Source organism: Celeribacter persicus (genome assembly GCF_003050785.1).
Lineage (GTDB): Bacteria > Pseudomonadota > Alphaproteobacteria > Rhodobacterales > Rhodobacteraceae > Celeribacter > Celeribacter persicus.
Genome location: NZ_QAOH01000013.1, coordinates 35754 through 53505, shown reverse-complemented (window position 1 = coordinate 53505; position 17752 = coordinate 35754). Strand labels below are relative to the sequence as shown.

Below are 17752 nucleotides of genomic sequence, written 5' to 3'. Positions count from 1 at the left end.
TGACGAAATTGTAACAACGGGATGAAACCGGCCCGAAATCGCCTGACCGCGACAGATTGACCGGGAGATGTGATCCGAGCCTGTGCAGCAGCCGAAGACCCATCCGGCCCAGCCACGGCATCCTTTGCTTTCTCGCACACTCGGAGCGGGGAGGACGCCCCCGGCATTTTCCCCTTCCTTTCACGGGCCCCACCGGCCAGACTGCCCGCGTCGGGGAGCGAGCTCCCCCGAAACGAAAGGATACCGACCGATGCTTCGCCCCACAGCATTCTCTGCCGCCCTCAGCGCCCTGATGACCCTCACCGCCCTGCCCGCCCTGGCCGAGACCGAGGTCTTGACCTTCGACAATCTGGACACGTTTGAAGAGCTTCTGAGAGGGTTCGGCTCGGTCGAGCGCGATATCGACGGCGAGGATGACCCGATGTTTCGCGGCCGGATCGGCGGCACCCGCTATTCGCTCTATTTCTACGGCTGCGAAGACCACAAGGACTGCAACAACGGCACCTTCGTGGCCTATTTCGACGGGCAGGACTATTCCACCGACCCGGATGTGATCAACGAGTACAACAACAGCTACCGCTTCGGCAAAGCCTCGGTCGATGGCGACGGCGATCTGGAGATCAACTATTCTTTCGCCTTCAAGGGCGGCATCACCCGCGAGGCGCTCGATGACACGTTCGACTGGTGGCGGGTGATTTTGGAGCAGGCGGAAGAGCATTTTGAGTGAAGGGAGCGGGGCTCGCTCCATCAAACCAAAGGCAGCGAACTGGTGTAATGAAGAAAGCCCGCCAATTCATCGCGTGATACCGGAGGGCTGTCGCGTGGTATCTCGGGAAATACGACACGCGGTCTGTCCATGTCTCTCTGATCGGAACACCCTTGGTGTAGTCTCTCCAGATCGCCGCTGTGCGCGCATTCAGTGCACTCTGTCAGTCCCACGGCATAAGGTTTGGCAGGGTCATACCTGACCCCGCCCTTCCTCCCGTGATGGCCGCGGGTGGTGCCATGTTCTATCTTGCACTCGAATGTATCGCGCCTTGTTTGGCTACAGGCTCATCGGAGAAACGGATACCCAGTCCGCAATTCGGTCGGATGCCTTTTTCAGAATATAGAAGGCGCTGACAGAGACACTTGATCACGCGCCCCTTACCGCAAACCTTACAAATTCGCTCCCCCCAAACATGCCCCGGGCTCACACACAAATCCGGAGATGGCATAAAATAGGTCAGCCCTTTTAACATTATTTCACACACATGCCGCGCTGCGACATTTTATTCAATCAAGCGGATGTTTTGCGGTTGACGCATGATCAGCCGGGTCCTAATGTCCCGCCCACGCAATGAAGGGCCCGTAAGGGTCAGAGCCCCAAAAGGAAACGCCATGTCTGGCATTCTTGTACTCGTAGGGAACACGCGCATGGGCCGGTGACGGTTGACCATAATGGAACCCATGCGCCCCCGACTGAACAGCGGGGGCTTTTTTATTGCAGAAAACAAAGTGACGATGTGCAGACGGAGAACAACATGACACGTCAGATGACCGGAGCGAAAATGGTGGTTCAGGCCCTCAAGGATCAGGGCGTGGACACGGTATTCGGGTATCCGGGGGGCGCTGTCCTTCCGATCTACGACGAGATTTTCCAGCAGAACGACATCAGGCACGTTCTGGTGCGCCATGAACAGGCCGCGCTCCACGCCGCCGAGGGCTATGCGCGCTCGACCGGCAAGCCCGGTGTCGCCCTCGTGACCTCCGGCCCCGGCGCGACCAATGCCGTCACCGGCCTGACCGACGCGCTTCTGGACAGCATTCCGCTCGTGGTCTTCTCCGGGCAGGTTCCGACCTTCATGATCGGCACCGACGGGTTTCAGGAGGCCGACACCATCGGCATCACCCGCCCCTGCACGAAACACAACTGGCTGGTGAAAGACACGGACAAGCTCGCCGAGACCATCCATCAGGCGTTCCACGTTGCCACCTCCGGTCGCCCCGGCCCGGTCCTCATTGATCTGCCGAAAGACGTGCAGTTCGCCGATGGCGAGTACACACCTCCGACGAAGGTCAAGATGGGTCACTACAAACCGCGGGTGAAAGCCTCCATCGAGGAGATCAACGACATCGTTGCGCTCATCGAGAAAGCCGAACGCCCGGTGTTCTACACCGGCGGTGGCGTGATCAACTCCGGCCCTGCGGCCTCGATGCTTTTGCGCGAGCTGGTGGATGCGACGGGCTTTCCGATCACCTCCACGCTGATGGGTCTGGGCGCCTACCCGGCGTCTGGCAAAGGCTGGCTCGGGATGCTGGGCATGCACGGTCTTTACGAGGCCAATATGGCGATGCACGGCTGCGACCTGATGATCAACATCGGCGCGCGGTTCGATGACCGGATCACCGGACGGATTCAGGATTTCTCGCCGAATTCCAAGAAGATCCATGTCGATATCGACCCCAGCTCGATCAACAAGATCATCCATGTCGATCTGCCGGTGATCGGCGATGTCGGCCATGTGTTGGAAGACGTCCTGAAAGTGTGGAAATCGCGCGGTCGCAAAAAAGCTGACATTTCGGCCTGGTGGAAACAGATCGAGGAATGGCGCGAGGTCCGCTGCCTGACCTACAAGAATTCCGACACGGTGATCAAACCGCAATATGCGCTGCAACGGCTCGAAGAACTGACCAAGGGCATGGATCGTTATATCACCACCGAGGTCGGCCAGCACCAGATGTGGGCGGCACAGTTTCTGGGCTTTGAAGACCCGAACCGCTGGATGACCTCCGGTGGCCTCGGCACCATGGGCTACGGCTTCCCGGCCTCGATCGGGGTGCAGATGGCGCATCCCGAAAGCCTCGTGGTCAACGTTGCGGGCGAGGCCTCGTGGCTGATGAACATGCAGGAAATGGGCACGGCGATCCAATACCGCCTGCCGGTGAAACAGTTCATCCTGAACAACGAACGCCTCGGCATGGTGCGCCAGTGGCAGCAATTGCTGCATGGCGAGCGCTATTCGTCGAGCTGGTCCGAAGCCCTGCCCGATTTCGTGAAGCTCGCCGAAGCTTTTGGCGCGAAGGGCATCCAGTGTTCCGACCCGAAAGATCTGGACGACGCGATCATGGAGATGATCAACTACGACGGTCCGGTGATCTTCGACTGCCTCGTCGAGAAGCATGAAAACTGCTTCCCGATGATCCCGTCGGGCAAGCCGCACAACGAAATGTTGTTGGGCGAAGCCTACGTCGAAGGCGCGATCAAATCCGACGGCGCGGTTCTGGTCTGATGAAACGCTTCGGGAAATGGCTCCGCACTGCCCTCGCCGCGCTGGTCGCGACCTGGGGGCTTGCGGGGTGAGCCCGGGATTTACAGAGATATTCGCCACGCAGCGCGTGGATTAAGGGAGAAAAGCATGTCCGCCCTACGTATCCAACAAGGCTCGTCGAGCCATTCCGCCTATGACCTTCGTGACTACCACGCGGAAGTCATCGAAAAACACACCCTCGCCGTTCTGGTCGACAACGAGGCGGGGGTTCTGGCCCGCGTCATCGGTCTGTTTTCGGGCCGGGGCTACAACATCGAAAGCCTGACCGTGGCCGAAGTCGATCATGAGGGCCATCGTTCGCGCATCACCGTGGTCACGACTGGCACGCGCGATGTGATCGAACAGATCAAGGCGCAGGTGGGGCGCATCGTGCCCGTGCATGAGGTCCATGACCTGACTGTCGAGGGCCCGTCGATCGAACGCGAACTGGCACTGTTCAAGGTCGAAGGCACCGGCAACAACCGCATCGAGGCGCTGCGTCTGGCGGAGATTTTCCGCGCCAATGTTGTGGACAGCACACTGGAAAGCTTTGTCTTCGAGATGACCGGCACCTCGGAAAAGATCGACGCTTTCGCCGAGTTGATGCGCCCGCTGGGATTGGTGGAAACCGCCCGCACCGGCGTTGCAGCGCTCGCGCGTGGCAGCAAGGCCTGAGCCCGGCTCCTCTAGAAACACCAAAGGGCCCCACAGGGCCCTTTTTCGTATCGGCTTTCGTATCGGCGACAGACTACACGGGTTTGTGCTTGTCGAAATAGCCGCGGATCAACGGCGGGGAATGCGTCCTCGGATGGATGCCGATCCTGTCACGGGCGGAGATCATCGCGGCCAGAGACGGTTCCAGCCGTTGCAGCAGGATGGGCGTTGTCGAAAGCACATCCTGCATTGAAACCGCACTTCCGAAATAGAAGTTTTCCAGTCCAAGATAGCCCGGTTCAAAACCACCCAGCACCATGAGCGGAGTGCGCTCCATCGACATGATGAAGGAAACCCCATCAACTGACGAAACACTACCCCGCGCAACCTTCGTGTAGAGGCCGCCCGCGGCAGTCCGATGCGGTCGCTCGAAGCATAGGGCATATACCCCCGGATGCGCATCACCCCATGGGCGTCCCGCCGAAACCCGATGAGGGAGCAACTGATGTCCGAGGGCACGAAATAGGACACGCGGTAATATAGATAGGCCCCTTCCGGCAGGGTTTTGGCCGGGATGTCGAGCATGTCGAGATCGGAGAGCAGGCTTGAGATTTCGCCGAGCGCGTCTGCGCAGGATTGGCGCGTGATCGTCTCCAGAGGTTCGAGCAGAATCCGGGCATCGACGTCGAAATGCTTGCAAATCCGGTTAAGCACGTCCGGGCGGGGAAAGGCTTCGCCATTCAGATAGCGGTTGTATTGTGTGCGGTTGATCTCAAGCGCGCGGCACAGGGACGAGATCGACCGCGCTCCGGAAGACAATGCGCGCAAATTCGCCCCGAACACATGGCGCAACTGCACGGGAGACAATTCTTTTTCCCGCACTGCCCTCTCCTGTCCAAACACGTCCACTTGCATGGTCCCAACATCTGAGACCGAGAGACATCCCCCCAATATGCAAAATTATGCGTCATTCTGGTGCATATTGATACTGTTTTGCGTCAATTTACGGGGGGTCAAAAAAATCTGACGCTTATGAGCGTCTATATGATCCCAGAATGATACATAAATCGAAATATGATGAGACTTATACTCATGATAAAAATGAATGTTCAGGCAAATAGCATTTACTCAGAGTCATTGAAATGGATGGGATAGTTCTTTGGGCCGATCCGCAGGCCCATAAAGCGGTGATTTGGTGCAGCGACCACGGCCCTCTCGCCTATGCCACCGGTCCTGAAACGCTCATCGGCGCATTCGACATGCCCGAAGCCGGAACCATGGTGTATTGCGAAACGCACATGGAAAACGGTGTCCGTATCTGCACGCAATTGCATCCCATTCAACGCTTTGCCGCTCCGGAACTCGCAGAGGCTTTGCGCGCCCTCGCCGCAGAAGCTTCCGCCGCCTGAAGTGCTCTTTCACTCTCTGCGATCCAAATCACGGCAAGAAAAAAGGGAGGTCCTGAGACCTCCCTGTAGTTTCGCTGATCGGGCTCATATTGATACCGCCCGGTAGATTTTATGCCTGCGGCCCGATCCGCGTCGGGAGCGAACGCATCCGCTCCAGAAAAGGAATTCCAAGAACTCCTCACTCAGGGCTTTCCGGGTCGAATGGAAAGCCCCCACCCCGTTTCGCCCGAGGATCGGGCAAAACGTATTCTTTTATTCGCCTCAGGGCGAACGGCGAAAACTGGTTCCCACTTTTCGCGCCCTTGCGACGGCTTCGCCCGCGGGTCGGGCAAAACGTATTCCTTTAGTGCAGCACCCGGCCCGCCGAGCTGTTGACGGAGAACACGGCCTTGCAGCCCGCTTCGCCCGTGTCACGGTAGTCCTGCACCGAATAGGTCACGCTCAGAGACGGCACGCCCAGCACGGAAACCGCCCGCGCGCCCTGATAGGCATCGGCCAGCGCGCCCATCACGTTGCGGTCGAACTCGGCCTCAAGCGTATTGCCCCGCATGGTCACGCGATCTGCCGCGCAAAGTTGGCCGGCGATGTCGAAAACGAGGTTCATCGTCTCTCCTTACGAACAGCCCGACGTGGCGCCACAGGTGTTGCATTTCATGCAGGTGCCGTTGCGCACCAGCGTGTAGTTGCCGCATTCGCCACAGGCCTCGCCCTCATAGCCCTGCATCTTTGCCTTAGTGCGCGCATCCATGGAGATCGCGCCCGAGGACAGGGCCGTCTCGGAGGTGGCGGCTTTCGCGGCAGCCTTGGTTTCCGGCACCAGCGTCTGAAGCGCCACTTCCGGGTCGATGGAGCCGGTAAATGCGGTCGCACCGGACTGAATTCCGCCCTGAAGCACCATCAGCTCCTGCGGTACGCGTTTGCGCAGATAGCCGGTGGAGGAAATATGCTTGAGCACTTCCAAAGACTTCGAGGCAGCGTTTTCCGACAGTTCCTTGACGTTCGATACGCCCTCTTCCTCGCCGCGACCCAGATCGTCGAATGTCGCACCTTGCGGTTTGACATGGGCGAGGTCCGTGCGGTCGAGATAGCTCACCGCCAGTTCGCGGAAGATATAATCGAGGATCGAGGTGGCGTTCTTGATCGAGTCGTTGCCCTGCACCATGCCCGCCGGTTCGAACTTGGTGAAGGTGAAAGCATCGACGAACTCTTCAAGCGGCACGCCGTACTGGAGACCGACGGAGACCGCGATGGCGAAGTTGTTCATCATCGCCCGAAAGCCCGCGCCCTCTTTGTGCATGTCGATGAAGATCTCGCCCAGGGAGCCGTCTTCGTATTCGCCGGTGCGCAGGTAGACCTTATGCCCACCGACGATGGATTTCTGGGTATAGCCCTTGCGACGGGTCGGCAGTTTCTCACGGCCGCGCGCCACTTCCTTGATCACCACTTTTTCGATGATCTTTTCGGCCAGAACGGCAGCTTTTTCCTGCGCAGAACCGGTGGCGAGGATTTCCTCGGCCTCCTCGTCGTCCTCAATGAGAGCGGTGGCGAGCGGCTGCGACAGTTTCGAGCCGTCACGGTAGAGCGCGTTGGCCTTGGTGCCCAGAGACCAGGACAGCTCATAGGCCGCGAGGCAATCCTCGATGGTCGCATCGTTCGGCATGTTGATCGTCTTGGAGATCGCGCCGGAGATGAAGCTCTGTGCCGCCGCCATCATGGTGATGTGGCTTTCGACGGAGAGATAGCGTTTGCCCTTCTTGCCACAAGCATTGGCGCAATCGAAGACGTGGTAATGCTCTTCCTTGAGGAAAGGCGCGCCTTCGAGCGTCATCGTGCCGCAAACGTGGTCATTGGCGGCGTCGATGTCCTTTTTCGTGAAACCCAAGGAGCGCAGCAGGTCGAAGGACGGATCGTTCAGCTTCTCTTGCGGAATGCCGAGCGTACCGGTGCAGAACTCCTCACCCAGCGTCCACTGGTTGAACACGAAGCGGATGTCGAAGGCGGAGGGAAGTGCTGCTTCGATCTTGTCGATCTGAGCCTGACCGAAGCCATGACCGATCAGCGCGGTGTGGTTGATCCCCGGCGCGTTGCCGATGGTGCCATGACCGACCGCATAGGAGACGATTTCCTCGATCTGGCTCGACGAATAGCCCAGCTTTTCGAGCGCTGCGGGCACGGAGCGGTTGATGATCTTGAAATAGCCGCCCCCCGCGAGTTTCTTGAATTTCACCAGCGCGAAGTCCGGCTCGATCCCCGTGGTGTCGCAATCCATCACCAGACCGATAGTGCCGGTGGGGGCAATGACCGACACCTGCGCGTTGCGGTAGCCGTTTTTCTCGCCAAGGCTCAGGGCCTCATCCCATGCGGATTTCGCCAGCTCGACAAGATGTGCATCCGGGCAGTTGGCGTGATCGAGCGCGACCGGCTTGACCGAAAGCCCCTCATAGCCCGTGGTCTTGCCATAGGCAGCGGTGCGGTGATTGCGGATGACGCGGAGCATGTGCTCGGCGTTGCGTTGGTAACCGGAGAAGGTGCCCAGCTCTCCCGCGATCTCAGCGGAGGTCGCGTAGGACACGCCGGTCATGATCGCGGTCAGGGCACCCGCCAAAGCGCGGCCCTCGTCAGAGTCATAGCCCAGACCCATGTTCATCAACAGCCCGCCGATATTGGCATAGCCAAGACCCAAGGTCCGGAAATCGTAGGACAATTGCGCGATTTCTTTGGACGGAAACTGCGCCATCATCACGGAAATCTCCAGCGTCAGCGTCCAGATGCGGGTCGCATGCATGTAGCTTTCCGCGTCAAATTCACCGTCACGCAGGAAGGTCAGCAGGTTCATCGAGGCGAGGTTACAGGCCGTGTCATCGAGGAACATATACTCGGAACACGGGTTGGAACCGCGGATCTGACCGTCTTCCGGGCAGGTGTGCCAAGCATTGATCGTGTCGTGGAACTGGATGCCCGGATCGGCGCAAGCCCATGCGGCATGACCGACCTGCTCCCAGAGCTCGCGGGCCTTGACCACTTTCGAGACCTTGCCATCGGTACGGCGCAGCAACTCCCACTCGGCATCGTCTTTCACCGCCTTGAGGAAAGCGTCAGTGACGCGCACGGAGTTGTTGGAATTCTGACCGGAGACCGACGCATAGGCCTCGGAATCCCAATCGGTGTCATAGGTCGGGAATTCGATCGAGGAAAAGCCCTGTTTCGCGTAATCGAGCACGCGTTTGACGTAGGTTTCGGGGATTGCCACCTGTTTCGCGCCACGGATCGCGGCCTTGAGCGCAGTGTTCTGACTCGGGTCGAACGCGCCCTCTTCGGAACCGTCCCATGCGCGGATCGCGGCAAAAATCTCGTTGAGCTGGCGTTCGTGCATCTTCGAGCCCGCGACGATGGACGCCACTTTCTGCTCTTCGATCACCTTCCAGTTGATGAATTCCTCGATGTCCGGGTGATCCATGTCGCAGATCACCATCTTGGCCGCACGGCGTGTGGTGCCGCCGGATTTGATCGCGCCCGCCGCACGGTCGCCGATTTTCAGGAAACCCATGAGGCCGGAGGATTTACCGCCGCCCGAAAGGCTTTCATTGGCGGCGCGCAGCGAGGAGAAGTTGGTGCCCGTCCCGGAACCGTATTTGAACAGGCGTGCTTCGCGGACCCAGAGGTCCATGATGCCACCTTCCTGCACCAGATCGTCAGCGACGGACTGGATAAAACAGGCATGCGGCTGCGGATGCTCATAGGAAGATTGCGAGCGGGTCAGTTCGCCGGACTGATAGTCCACGTAGTAATGCCCCTGCCCCGGACCGTCGATGCCATAGGCCCAATGCAGACCGGTGTTGAACCATTGCGGGCTGTTCGGCGCGCCCATCTGGGCAGCCAGCATGAAGCGCATTTCGTCGTAATAGGCTTTCGCGTCCTCCTCGGAGGAGAAATACCCCCCCTTCCAGCCCCAATAGGCCCAAGCGCCAGCCAGACGGTCGAACACTTGTTTGGCGGAGGATTCACCGCCGAAACGCTCCTCTTCGGGGAGTTTCGCGAGCTTGTCTTCATCGGGGACCGAACGCCAGAGGAAGGAGGGCACGCCTTTTTCGCGAACCTTTTTCAACGCCGCGGGCACGCCCGCCTTGCGGAAATATTTCTGCGCGATGACGTCGGAGGCGACTTGCGACCATTTCGAGGGAACCTCGCAATCGTCCAGTTTGAAAACGATCGTCCCGTCCGGATTACGAATCTCCGAACTCGTCGTGGTGAACTCAAGCTCCGAATATGCGTCCTTGCCTGCCGTCGTAAATTTGCGTTCGATCTTCATGTCTGCCCCGACCAAATCTGTTTCGGCGTTCCCGGCGTGTCGTCCACGCCCCGCCCTTGACTGCATCCGGTGACCCGCCCCTGACGGCTCCGATCCCCGGTCTCTCGACCCACAGGCCCGAGCGTGTCCGCCGCACACCTGTGCCCTCAGAGCTTAAAGCTACATATTGTGCTCTGATCCGGCGAAAGACAGCCTTGTGCAACGGACAAACCCAACCTTATCCGGTCCCGCAGCGCAGGTCCGGTTCTATAGAGATTCGCCTCAGTGCGTCGCCTCGGTCACCGTGGTCATATCCGTGTTTCACCCCGTCCGTTTCCGCGAAAACAAGGCATATTCGCCCCGATCCCACACGGCCCTTTGTCGGATATGTTCCCCGGGACCCTTGTCCCTCGCCAGTCAGGATCGACTAAATGTAGTGTGTCACCCATCCGGCTCACACAATGTGCAGCGGTTACGGCCCACTGGTCAACGCAAAATTTACCCTTTTCGAGAGCAAAATTTCGTTGACGAATTTTGCCCACAGGGACGCTCGATTCGCCTCCCTGCACGTTAACTAATTTTCCTTTGTTTCCCATGGGTTTCACGCAAAACGTTAAGAATTTAAGCGAGTGTTTGTGGATAAGTCGGCCCGCCCTGTGGAGCATCGAAATCGGGCGGCGCAGCAATCTGTGCCTAATCCATCAGCATACTACATCTGGTAGCATAAACTTGGCCTCGCAGCCGCAGCAAGCGCCCGGTTTTGCACGGAAACCTGCGAGAAAATACAATCACAGGATGTATTTCAGGCCAAATCCTCAACGGACCTTCCCACCGGCATAGCGCTTCGCGGTTCAACGAATCATTTTTGTGACATCGCGGAGGGAACAGGCTTGAGATCGACCAGAACAGTGCCGTCGAGACAATCGAGTCCATCGACCACAAGCGCGGCCTCTTCCACCGCCCGCACCCGGACCCGCGACAGGGCGATGGGGTTCGGACGATGCGGCGAGCGCATGGCGAAAACGCCGCAATGCACCCCGTCATGGGGGCGTACCGATTGCAACACATCACGCGGCGCGCGGTCGAACCAATAAAGCACATCGACCTCGGTGGCCGTAAGCCCCTTGAGACCGGGGGCGAAAGTCGGGTCCAGCTCGATGCGCGCCTCCTGCCCTTCGCGCCCCGGCCCTTTCGGGCAGTCTGCGAGCGTCTTGTAAGGGGTGCGAATGCGTCCGATGGGGGTGAGGATCATGTCGGTCATGCGTGTCTCCTTTTCCCTGATGTAGGAAGAAACCGGCGCGGAACCGTCCGACAAAAGGACGCAGGCGGCCACCGAGCCACCATCGGCTCCACCAGATCGCCTGTATGAAATTTTGGGCGGATCTTCGCCGAAAGCGCCCTTTTGCGAGTCGCAACATATGTCCCGCGCAGTCACCGCCCGAACGAAACACCCGCCGCTCCGCGCATAATCTCCGGAAAATTCACCACATTTGCCACAAGACAAGGCAATCCCGGTAGCAGACGGCGGGACAGGTTGACGTTACGATCACTTTTCCGACGAAGCCTTGCCTTCTCCGGCCGAATACATTTCCCTTCTTACATTCACGCGCCGCCCCGGATCGCCTCCTGTGTGGCCCGGATATGGCGCTTTTGAGATAACCGACAAATAAACAGTACCCAGGAGGTCTTCATGAAACTCACCACCGCCCTGTCCGCGCTGGCCCTGCTTGTGGCCGCTCCGACGGCCTTTGCCGCCGATGTGCCCGAAGGCACGGTGCTCTCGGAGAACCAGACCTATACGTTCTGGCTCCTCGACGCGATCAAGTCGATGGACCCGCAGATCAACACGGACGTCGAAGGCTCAGACATTCTGCGCAACCTTTTCGAAGGCCTCTACAATGAAGACGCCAAAGGAGACATCGTCCCCGGCGTGGCGCTGAGCCACGATCTGTCCGAAGATGGCATGACCTACACTTTCCACCTGCGCCCCGAGGCCGTATGGTCCGATGGCAAGCCCGTGACCGCCGGTGATTTCGTCTACGCCTGGCAGCGTCTGGCGGACCCGGCGACAGCGTCGGAATACGCCTGGTACATGGAACTGATGCAGGTGGTGAATGCGTCGAAAATCACCGCAGGCGAATTGCCGCCCTCCGATCTGGGTGTCAAAGCCATCGACGATCACACGCTCGAAGTGACCATCGAGACCCCGCTGCCGTACTTCCCGCAGATGCTTGTGCATGGTTCGACCTTCCCGGTGCGTCAGGACGTGATCGAGAAATTCGGCGCGGACTGGACCAAGCCGGAGAACATGATCGGCAACGGCGCCTATACGCTGACCGAGCACATCCTCGGCGAACGCGTCGAGATGGACAAATCCGATACCTATTGGGATGCCGACAAGACGGTAATGACACATCTCACGGCGCTCACGATCAATGACGTGAATCAGGGTTTAACCCGTTACCTCGCGGGCGAGCTGGATCGCGTGGACATCCCCGCCGGTCAGTACCCACGCCTGAAAAAAGAATACCCGGACGAGGCGACCTCGCTGCCTTATTCCTGTTCCTACATCTATATGATGAACATGTCCGAAAAGGGTCCGGAAGCGCTTAAGGACGTGCGCGTGCGCAAGGCGCTGTCCTATGCGATGAACCGTGACATCGTGGTGGACAACATCCTTCAGGGCGGTCAGCACCCGTCCTACAACTGGACACACTGGGCGACCGCAGGCTTTGAGATGCCCGAGATCGACTATGCGGGCTGGACGCAGGAAGAGCGCAACGAGAAGGCGCGCGAACTTCTGGCCGAGGCCGGTTATGGCCCGGAAAATCCGCTCGACCTGACACTGAACTACAACACGTCTGAGGATCACAAGAAGATCGCCATCGCAGCGCAGCAGTTCTTCAAGCCCTTCGGCGTGAACCTGACGCTCAACAACATGGAATGGAAGGTGCACACCGACAAGATGCAGAACCAGGACTTCGATCTGGCGCGTTATGCATGGTGTGGCGATTACAACGAGGCCTCGACCTATCTCGATCTCTTCACCTCCTATTCGGGCCACAACAACGGCCATTTCTTCAATGACGAATACGATGCACTGATGAAGGAAAGCAAAACCGCCGAAGATCCGCAGCCGCTCTATACGCAGGCGGAACAGATTCTCGCCTCCGAGATGCCGATAATCCCGATCTATCACTATGCACAGGTCGACATGATTTCGTCGGACATCAAGGGCCTTCCGACCGAGAACGTGATGCAGACCTGGTACGGCAAAGACCTGTACCGCATCGCCGAGTGATCTCACTTTGAAAACAGGCAGGACGCGGCACTTTAGTGTGCCGCGTTCCCACCCGGAGAGACATCCATGATTGTCTACATTCTCAAGCGTCTGGCGATTGCCATCCCGACGCTGCTTTTGCTCATCATCTTCTCCTTCCTGCTGATGCACGCGGCCCCCGGAGGCCCCTTCACGCAGGAACGCGAGCTGCCCGCACAGGTGCTCGCCAATCTCAACGCCAAATACGGTCTCGACCAGCCTCTGTGGAAACAGATCGCCAGTTACATCTGGGGCATCGTCGCGCATTTCGATTTCGGCCCGTCCTTTGTCTACAAGGACCGCACCGTGAACGAGATCATCGCGCAGGGTTTTCCGGTCACACTGACCTATGGCGGCGTCTCTTTCGTGGTCGCCGTGGTCGCGGGCGTGACGCTCGGTGCGGTCGCCGCCGTCAAACACAACACGATCATCGACTATTTCGCAGTCGGCGTGTCGATTGGCGCGCAGGTGCTACCGAACTTCGTCATGGCACCGATCCTCGTGATCGTCTTCACGCTCATTCTCGGCTGGTTGCCGGGGGGCGGTTGGCGGTTTTCCGATCCCTCTTATTGGATCATGCCGGTGATCGCGCTGTCGACCTCCTACATGGCCTCAATCGCGCGGATCATGCGCTCGTCCATGCTTGAGGTGCTGAACTCCAACCACATCCGCACGGCGCGCGCCAAGGGGCTGCCCGGTCATCGCGTCATCTGGCGTCATGCGCTCAAACCCGCGCTTTTGCCGGTGATCTCCTACCTCGGCCCGGCCTTTGTGGCGATGATCACAGGCTCTGTGATCGTGGACATCTATTTCTCGACGGGCGGCATCGGCAAGGCCTTTGTCGACAGTGCGCTGAACCGCGACTACGCGGTGATGATGGGGGTCACGATCCTCGTCGGCGCGCTCACCATCCTGTTCAACCTTGTCGTCGATATCATCTACGGATGGATCGACCCGAAAATCCGGTACTGAGCCATGGTCATCGACAGTCAGAAAATGAAGTCCCTGGCCGAAGCCACTTCCCGCGAGGATGTAGCGGGCCGCTCCCTCTGGGCTGATGCGAGGCGCAGGTTTTTCAGCAATAAGGCGGCGATGTTCGGGCTCGTGCTGCTCGTCTTTGTCACGCTCTTCGCCCTCTTCGGCAATTACATCGCGCAATGGTCGAACGAGGAAATCGACTTTTCCGTCATGGGCATGGTCGCCGAACAGGGCGGGCCGTCGATTGCCAACGGGCATTATTTCGGCACCGACGATCTGGGCCGCGATCTTTTCGCCCGCACCGTGCAGGGCACGCAAATCTCACTCGCCGTGGGCATCATCGGATCGGCCATCGCCGTCGTCGTCGGCACGATCTATGGCGCGACCGCCGGCTATTTCGGCGGGCGGCTCGACAATTTCATGATGCGCGCCGTCGATATCCTCTTGGCGATCCCTTATATGTTCGTGCTGATCCTTCTTTTGGTGATGTATGGCCGCTCGATCACCATGCTGTTCGTCGGCGTCGGCCTGATCTCATGGCTTGAGATGAGCCGGATCGTGCGCGGGCAGACGCTCACGCTCAAGGGCCGCGAATATATCGAAGCGGCGCGCGCCATTGGCGTCCCGGCCCCCGTGATCATCCGCCGTCATATCCTGCCGAACCTGATCGGCGTGGTGACGGTGTTCGCGACCCTTCTGGTGCCGAACATGATCCTGACCGAGAGCTTCATTTCCTTCCTCGGCCTCGGCGTGCAGGAACCGATGACCTCTCTGGGTGCGCTGATCTCCGAAGGTTCCGGCACCATTTCTTACGGGACGCTCTGGCAACTGGCCTTCCCGCTTCTTTTCTTCGTCCTCACCCTCTTCGGCTTTTTCTTTGTCGGCGACGGGTTGCGCGACGCTCTGGACCCGAAGGATCGCTGACATGGCACTTCTGGACGTCAAAGACCTCTCCGTTCGTTTCGATACGCCCGAGGGCGAAATTCATGCCGTCAATGGCGTGAGCTTCAGCCTTGAGAAGGGCGAAACCCTTGGCATTGTGGGCGAGTCCGGTTCCGGCAAGAGCCAGCTCAACTTCGCGCTTCTGGGGCTTCTTGCGCGCAACGGCCGCACCACCGGACAGGCCATGTTCGATGGCAAAAACCTGCTGTCGATCTCTGAGCGGGAGTTGAACAAGATCCGCGCCAACCGCATTGCGATGGTGTTTCAGGACCCGATGACCTCGCTCAACCCCTATATGCGCATTTCCGACCAGATGGCGGAGGTGATCATGCTGCACAAGGGACTCAGCAAACGCGCGGCCATTGCGGAAAGTGTCGCCATGCTCGACGCGGTGAAAATCCCCGACGCAAAGAATCGCGTCCGGCTTTATCCGCATGAGTTTTCCGGCGGGATGCGGCAACGGGTGATGATCGCCATGTCGCTTTTGTGTCACCCGGAAATCCTCATCGCCGACGAGCCGACCACCGCGCTCGATGTGACGGTGCAGGCCCAGATCATGGAGCTTCTCTCTGAACTGCAACGTGAATTCGGCATGGCGACGATCCTGATCACCCATGATCTCGGCGTCGTGGCCGGGTTTTGCGAACGCGCCATCGTGATGTATGGCGGGCGGATCATGGAGGAGGCCCCGGTCGATCCGCTGTTCGAAACCCCGACGCATCCCTATACGCGCGGGCTTCTGGACGCGATTCCTCGGGTCGACGAGGAACAGGAGGCGCTCCGCGCCATTCCGGGCAACCCACCGAACATGACCGGCGCGCCCAAGGGCTGTCCGTTTGCGCCGCGCTGCGGCTTTGCGGATGAGCGGTGCCGGATCGAGACGCCGGAACTTCTGACATTCGGCGAAGATCGCGCCCGTGCCTGTTTCCGCCCCATCGAGGAGGTCGCCGCATGAGCCGTCCGCTGATCGAAGCCCGCGATGTGCGGGTCACCTTCGACATTCGCCGCCCCTCCGACCTTCCGTGGACGCCGCCCGCACAATTGCACGCGGTCAATGGCGTAAGCTTCTCGCTGGAACCGGGTCAGACGCTGGGCATCGTGGGAGAATCCGGCTGTGGCAAGTCCACGCTGGCGCGCGCGCTCATCCGCATGTTGCCCGCCAGCGGACAGGTGATCTGGGAGGACGGCACCGACCTTCTGACGCTTAGCCCGCGTCAGATGCTCAAGTACCGCTCGCAAATTCAGATGATCTTTCAGGACCCTCTGGCCTCGCTCAATCCGCGCATGACCGTGGGCGACATCATCGCCGAACCATTGCGTACCCACCGCCCCGGCATGAGTTCGAAAGAGCGCAAGGAAAAGGTCCGGTCCGTCATGGAGCGCGTGGGGCTGTTGCCGAACCAGATCAACCGCTACCCGCATGAGTTCTCCGGCGGCCAATGTCAGCGTATCGGCATCGCCCGCGCACTGGTGGTGGAGCCGAAACTCCTGATCTGCGACGAGCCTGTCTCCGCCCTCGACGTCTCGATTCAGGCGCAGGTGATCGGATTGCTCGAAGAGTTGCGCCGCGATCTCGGCCTGACGATCATCTTCATCGCCCATGATCTGTCGGTGGTGAAACACCTCTCCGACGAGGTCATGGTGCTCTATCTCGGACGGATGATGGAAAAGGCCTGCTCGGACGAGTTGTTTGCCGATCCGCGCCATCCCTACACGCAGGCTTTGCTGTCGGCAGTCCCGATCCCCGATCCGAAGATCGAGAAGACGAAACAGGTGATCCCGCTCGAAGGCGACCTGCCCTCTCCCATGGCGCCGCCAAAAGGCTGTGTGTTCCGCACCCGCTGCCCGAAGACGCAGGCGGTCTGTGAAACCGTGCCGGAGGATCGTCTGCGCGGCGATCACCACACCGCCTGTCACCTTGCGGATCAGGGTGTCGAGGCGTAAACAGAGAGGGCATGCGAAGTCGCGTGCCCTTTTCATTTATCCGATGTTCGTGTCGAGAAACACACCGGATTTGTCCTTTCGGACTTCGGCAGCCCCTTGGAAACATGCGGGCCGATTTTGGATCAGTGACGAAAGTGCCCTTTTTCGTCAGGGGATTTGCCGAAGGTGAGCGCGGCCCGAGGGGCAACTATGTGGACTCAGTGGTCATTCACGTGAATGGCGCAATCCACTGTCCGCCTATTCGTAAATTTCTCCTTCGTCGCCCACGATCTGGGCACCTAGCTGCGCAGATAAAGCCCGCATTACTGATCTTTGATGACTATTGGATGTCTCAAAGTCAGGGGAAGGAGGGGTTGAAATCCGTCCATTGAACCATCTGAACATTGCGATCCAAGTTTGACTATTAGGGTCAAACAGTTCAGCTGTTCCATGCGCTGTAGGATTCGATATCTTTTCGCCAGTAACGGGGTTCGTCACTATCGTAGTGGCCGTATCTGCCAGCCTAACGCTTTCAACACTGCCTACGGCGTTCATCCATTCATTTAGGCTGATTGGCCGACCATTGTTTCGTTCGATATGGATTTCATAAGCCATAATTTTGGCTCTCCTTGTTTTACGTTCGGCCAATTGCGTCAGAATAAAGCGGCTCCCCCATGCACACAATGTAACTTAGGGCTCAATGCCGACCTTTAGGTTTTCATGAAGCGGCGTGCAAACCGAGCCAGGGCGCAGCGGCAGCCAAAGGGCATTTCGTGCCCCGAAAGGGCAAATGCCCTGACTATCGACTGTTCAGAAAGTGGTCGGGGCGGCGAGATTCGAACTCACGACCCCCTGTACCCAAAACAGGTGCGCTACCAGACTGCGCCACGCCCCGACCGTGCGCCTCTCCTACCGTGCCAGAACGCGGTTGAAAAGAGCTTTATTGCAA

14 protein-coding genes, 1 tRNA gene and 1 pseudogene are annotated in these 17752 nt (G+C 59.0%); 9 read left to right on the top strand and 7 right to left on the bottom strand.

The window, feature by feature from the left end; genetic code table 11:
* The first annotated feature begins 250 nt into the window (after positions 1 to 250).
* The 3 genes from C8N42_RS15135 to ilvN all read left to right on the top strand — a co-directional run bounded on the left by C8N42_RS15135 (position 251) and on the right by ilvN (position 3965).
* Positions 251 to 727, top strand: coding sequence for a YbjN domain-containing protein (locus tag C8N42_RS15135; RefSeq protein ID WP_107817414.1), 477 nt, complete (start codon positions 251 to 253; stop codon positions 725 to 727).
* 796 nt (positions 728 to 1523) lie between these two features.
* Positions 1524 to 3272 (top strand): acetolactate synthase 3 large subunit, encoded by a 1749-nt coding sequence (locus tag C8N42_RS15130; protein WP_107817413.1) that lies wholly within the window; start codon positions 1524 to 1526, stop codon positions 3270 to 3272.
* A gap of 126 nt (positions 3273 to 3398) precedes the next feature.
* Entirely contained in the window at positions 3399 to 3965 is a 567-nt protein-coding gene (gene ilvN / locus C8N42_RS15125) for an acetolactate synthase small subunit (protein WP_107817412.1), read from the top strand.
* 73 nt (positions 3966 to 4038) lie between these two features.
* Here ilvN and C8N42_RS21910 read toward each other — a convergent pair whose 3' ends face one another.
* Entirely contained in the window at positions 4039 to 4287 is a 249-nt protein-coding gene (locus tag C8N42_RS21910) for a hypothetical protein (protein ID WP_245890186.1), read from the bottom strand.
* A 392-nt stretch (positions 4288 to 4679) separates the two neighbouring features.
* Positions 4680 to 4859, bottom strand: a pseudogene (locus tag C8N42_RS21905) (XRE family transcriptional regulator); the annotation flags it as partial.
* A 227-nt stretch (positions 4860 to 5086) separates the two neighbouring features.
* Here C8N42_RS21905 and C8N42_RS15115 point away from each other — a divergent pair.
* Positions 5087 to 5353 carry a hypothetical protein gene (locus C8N42_RS15115; protein ID WP_107817410.1) on the top strand — a complete coding sequence of 89 codons (267 nt, stop codon included), beginning with the start codon at positions 5087 to 5089 and terminating at the stop codon, positions 5351 to 5353.
* 343 nt (positions 5354 to 5696) lie between these two features.
* On the opposite strand, the gene C8N42_RS15110 is transcribed toward C8N42_RS15115, so the two are convergent.
* The 3 genes from C8N42_RS15110 to tsaA form a co-directional block, all read right to left on the bottom strand.
* Complete coding sequence (locus C8N42_RS15110; RefSeq protein WP_107817409.1) at positions 5697 to 5957, bottom strand: hypothetical protein; 261 nt, start codon at positions 5955 to 5957, stop codon at positions 5697 to 5699.
* 9 nt (positions 5958 to 5966) lie between these two features.
* The gene (locus C8N42_RS15105; protein WP_107817408.1) at positions 5967 to 9662 is read right to left on the bottom strand and encodes a vitamin B12-dependent ribonucleotide reductase; all 3696 of its coding nucleotides are present in this window, start codon (positions 9660 to 9662) and stop codon (positions 5967 to 5969) included.
* Between the two features lie 838 nt (positions 9663 to 10500).
* Positions 10501 to 10902, bottom strand: a complete 402-nt coding sequence (gene tsaA, locus C8N42_RS15100; protein ID WP_107817407.1) for a tRNA (N6-threonylcarbamoyladenosine(37)-N6)-methyltransferase TrmO — start codon at positions 10900 to 10902, stop codon at positions 10501 to 10503.
* Between the two features lie 429 nt (positions 10903 to 11331).
* Between tsaA and C8N42_RS15095 the strand changes: the two genes are divergently transcribed.
* The 5 genes from C8N42_RS15095 (at position 11332) to C8N42_RS15075 (ending at position 16824) form a co-directional block, all read left to right on the top strand.
* Positions 11332 to 12942 carry a peptide ABC transporter substrate-binding protein gene (locus tag C8N42_RS15095; protein ID WP_107817406.1) on the top strand — a complete coding sequence of 537 codons (1611 nt, stop codon included), beginning with the start codon at positions 11332 to 11334 and terminating at the stop codon, positions 12940 to 12942.
* A gap of 66 nt (positions 12943 to 13008) precedes the next feature.
* Positions 13009 to 13932 (top strand): oligopeptide ABC transporter permease OppB, encoded by a 924-nt coding sequence (oppB, locus tag C8N42_RS15090; RefSeq protein ID WP_107817405.1) that lies wholly within the window; start codon positions 13009 to 13011, stop codon positions 13930 to 13932.
* Between the two features lie 24 nt (positions 13933 to 13956).
* Positions 13957 to 14862, top strand: coding sequence for an ABC transporter permease (locus C8N42_RS15085; RefSeq protein ID WP_245890184.1), 906 nt, complete (start codon positions 13957 to 13959; stop codon positions 14860 to 14862).
* Position 14863: 1 nt separating this feature from the next.
* On the top strand, positions 14864 to 15835 hold the full coding sequence (locus tag C8N42_RS15080; protein ID WP_107817403.1) for an oligopeptide/dipeptide ABC transporter ATP-binding protein: 972 nt from the start codon (positions 14864 to 14866) through the stop codon (positions 15833 to 15835).
* Positions 15832 to 16824, top strand: coding sequence for an ABC transporter ATP-binding protein (locus C8N42_RS15075; protein WP_107817402.1), 993 nt, complete (start codon positions 15832 to 15834; stop codon positions 16822 to 16824). The genes C8N42_RS15080 and C8N42_RS15075 overlap by 4 nt, the downstream gene beginning before the upstream one ends.
* A gap of 237 nt (positions 16825 to 17061) precedes the next feature.
* Here C8N42_RS15075 and C8N42_RS21395 read toward each other — a convergent pair whose 3' ends face one another.
* Together C8N42_RS21395 and C8N42_RS15070 are read right to left on the bottom strand one after the other, a co-directional pair.
* Positions 17062 to 17418, bottom strand: coding sequence for a hypothetical protein (locus C8N42_RS21395; RefSeq protein ID WP_146168280.1), 357 nt, complete (start codon positions 17416 to 17418; stop codon positions 17062 to 17064).
* 203 nt (positions 17419 to 17621) lie between these two features.
* Positions 17622 to 17698 (bottom strand) — tRNA-Pro (locus C8N42_RS15070).
* Between the last annotated feature and the right edge of the window lie 54 nt (positions 17699 to 17752).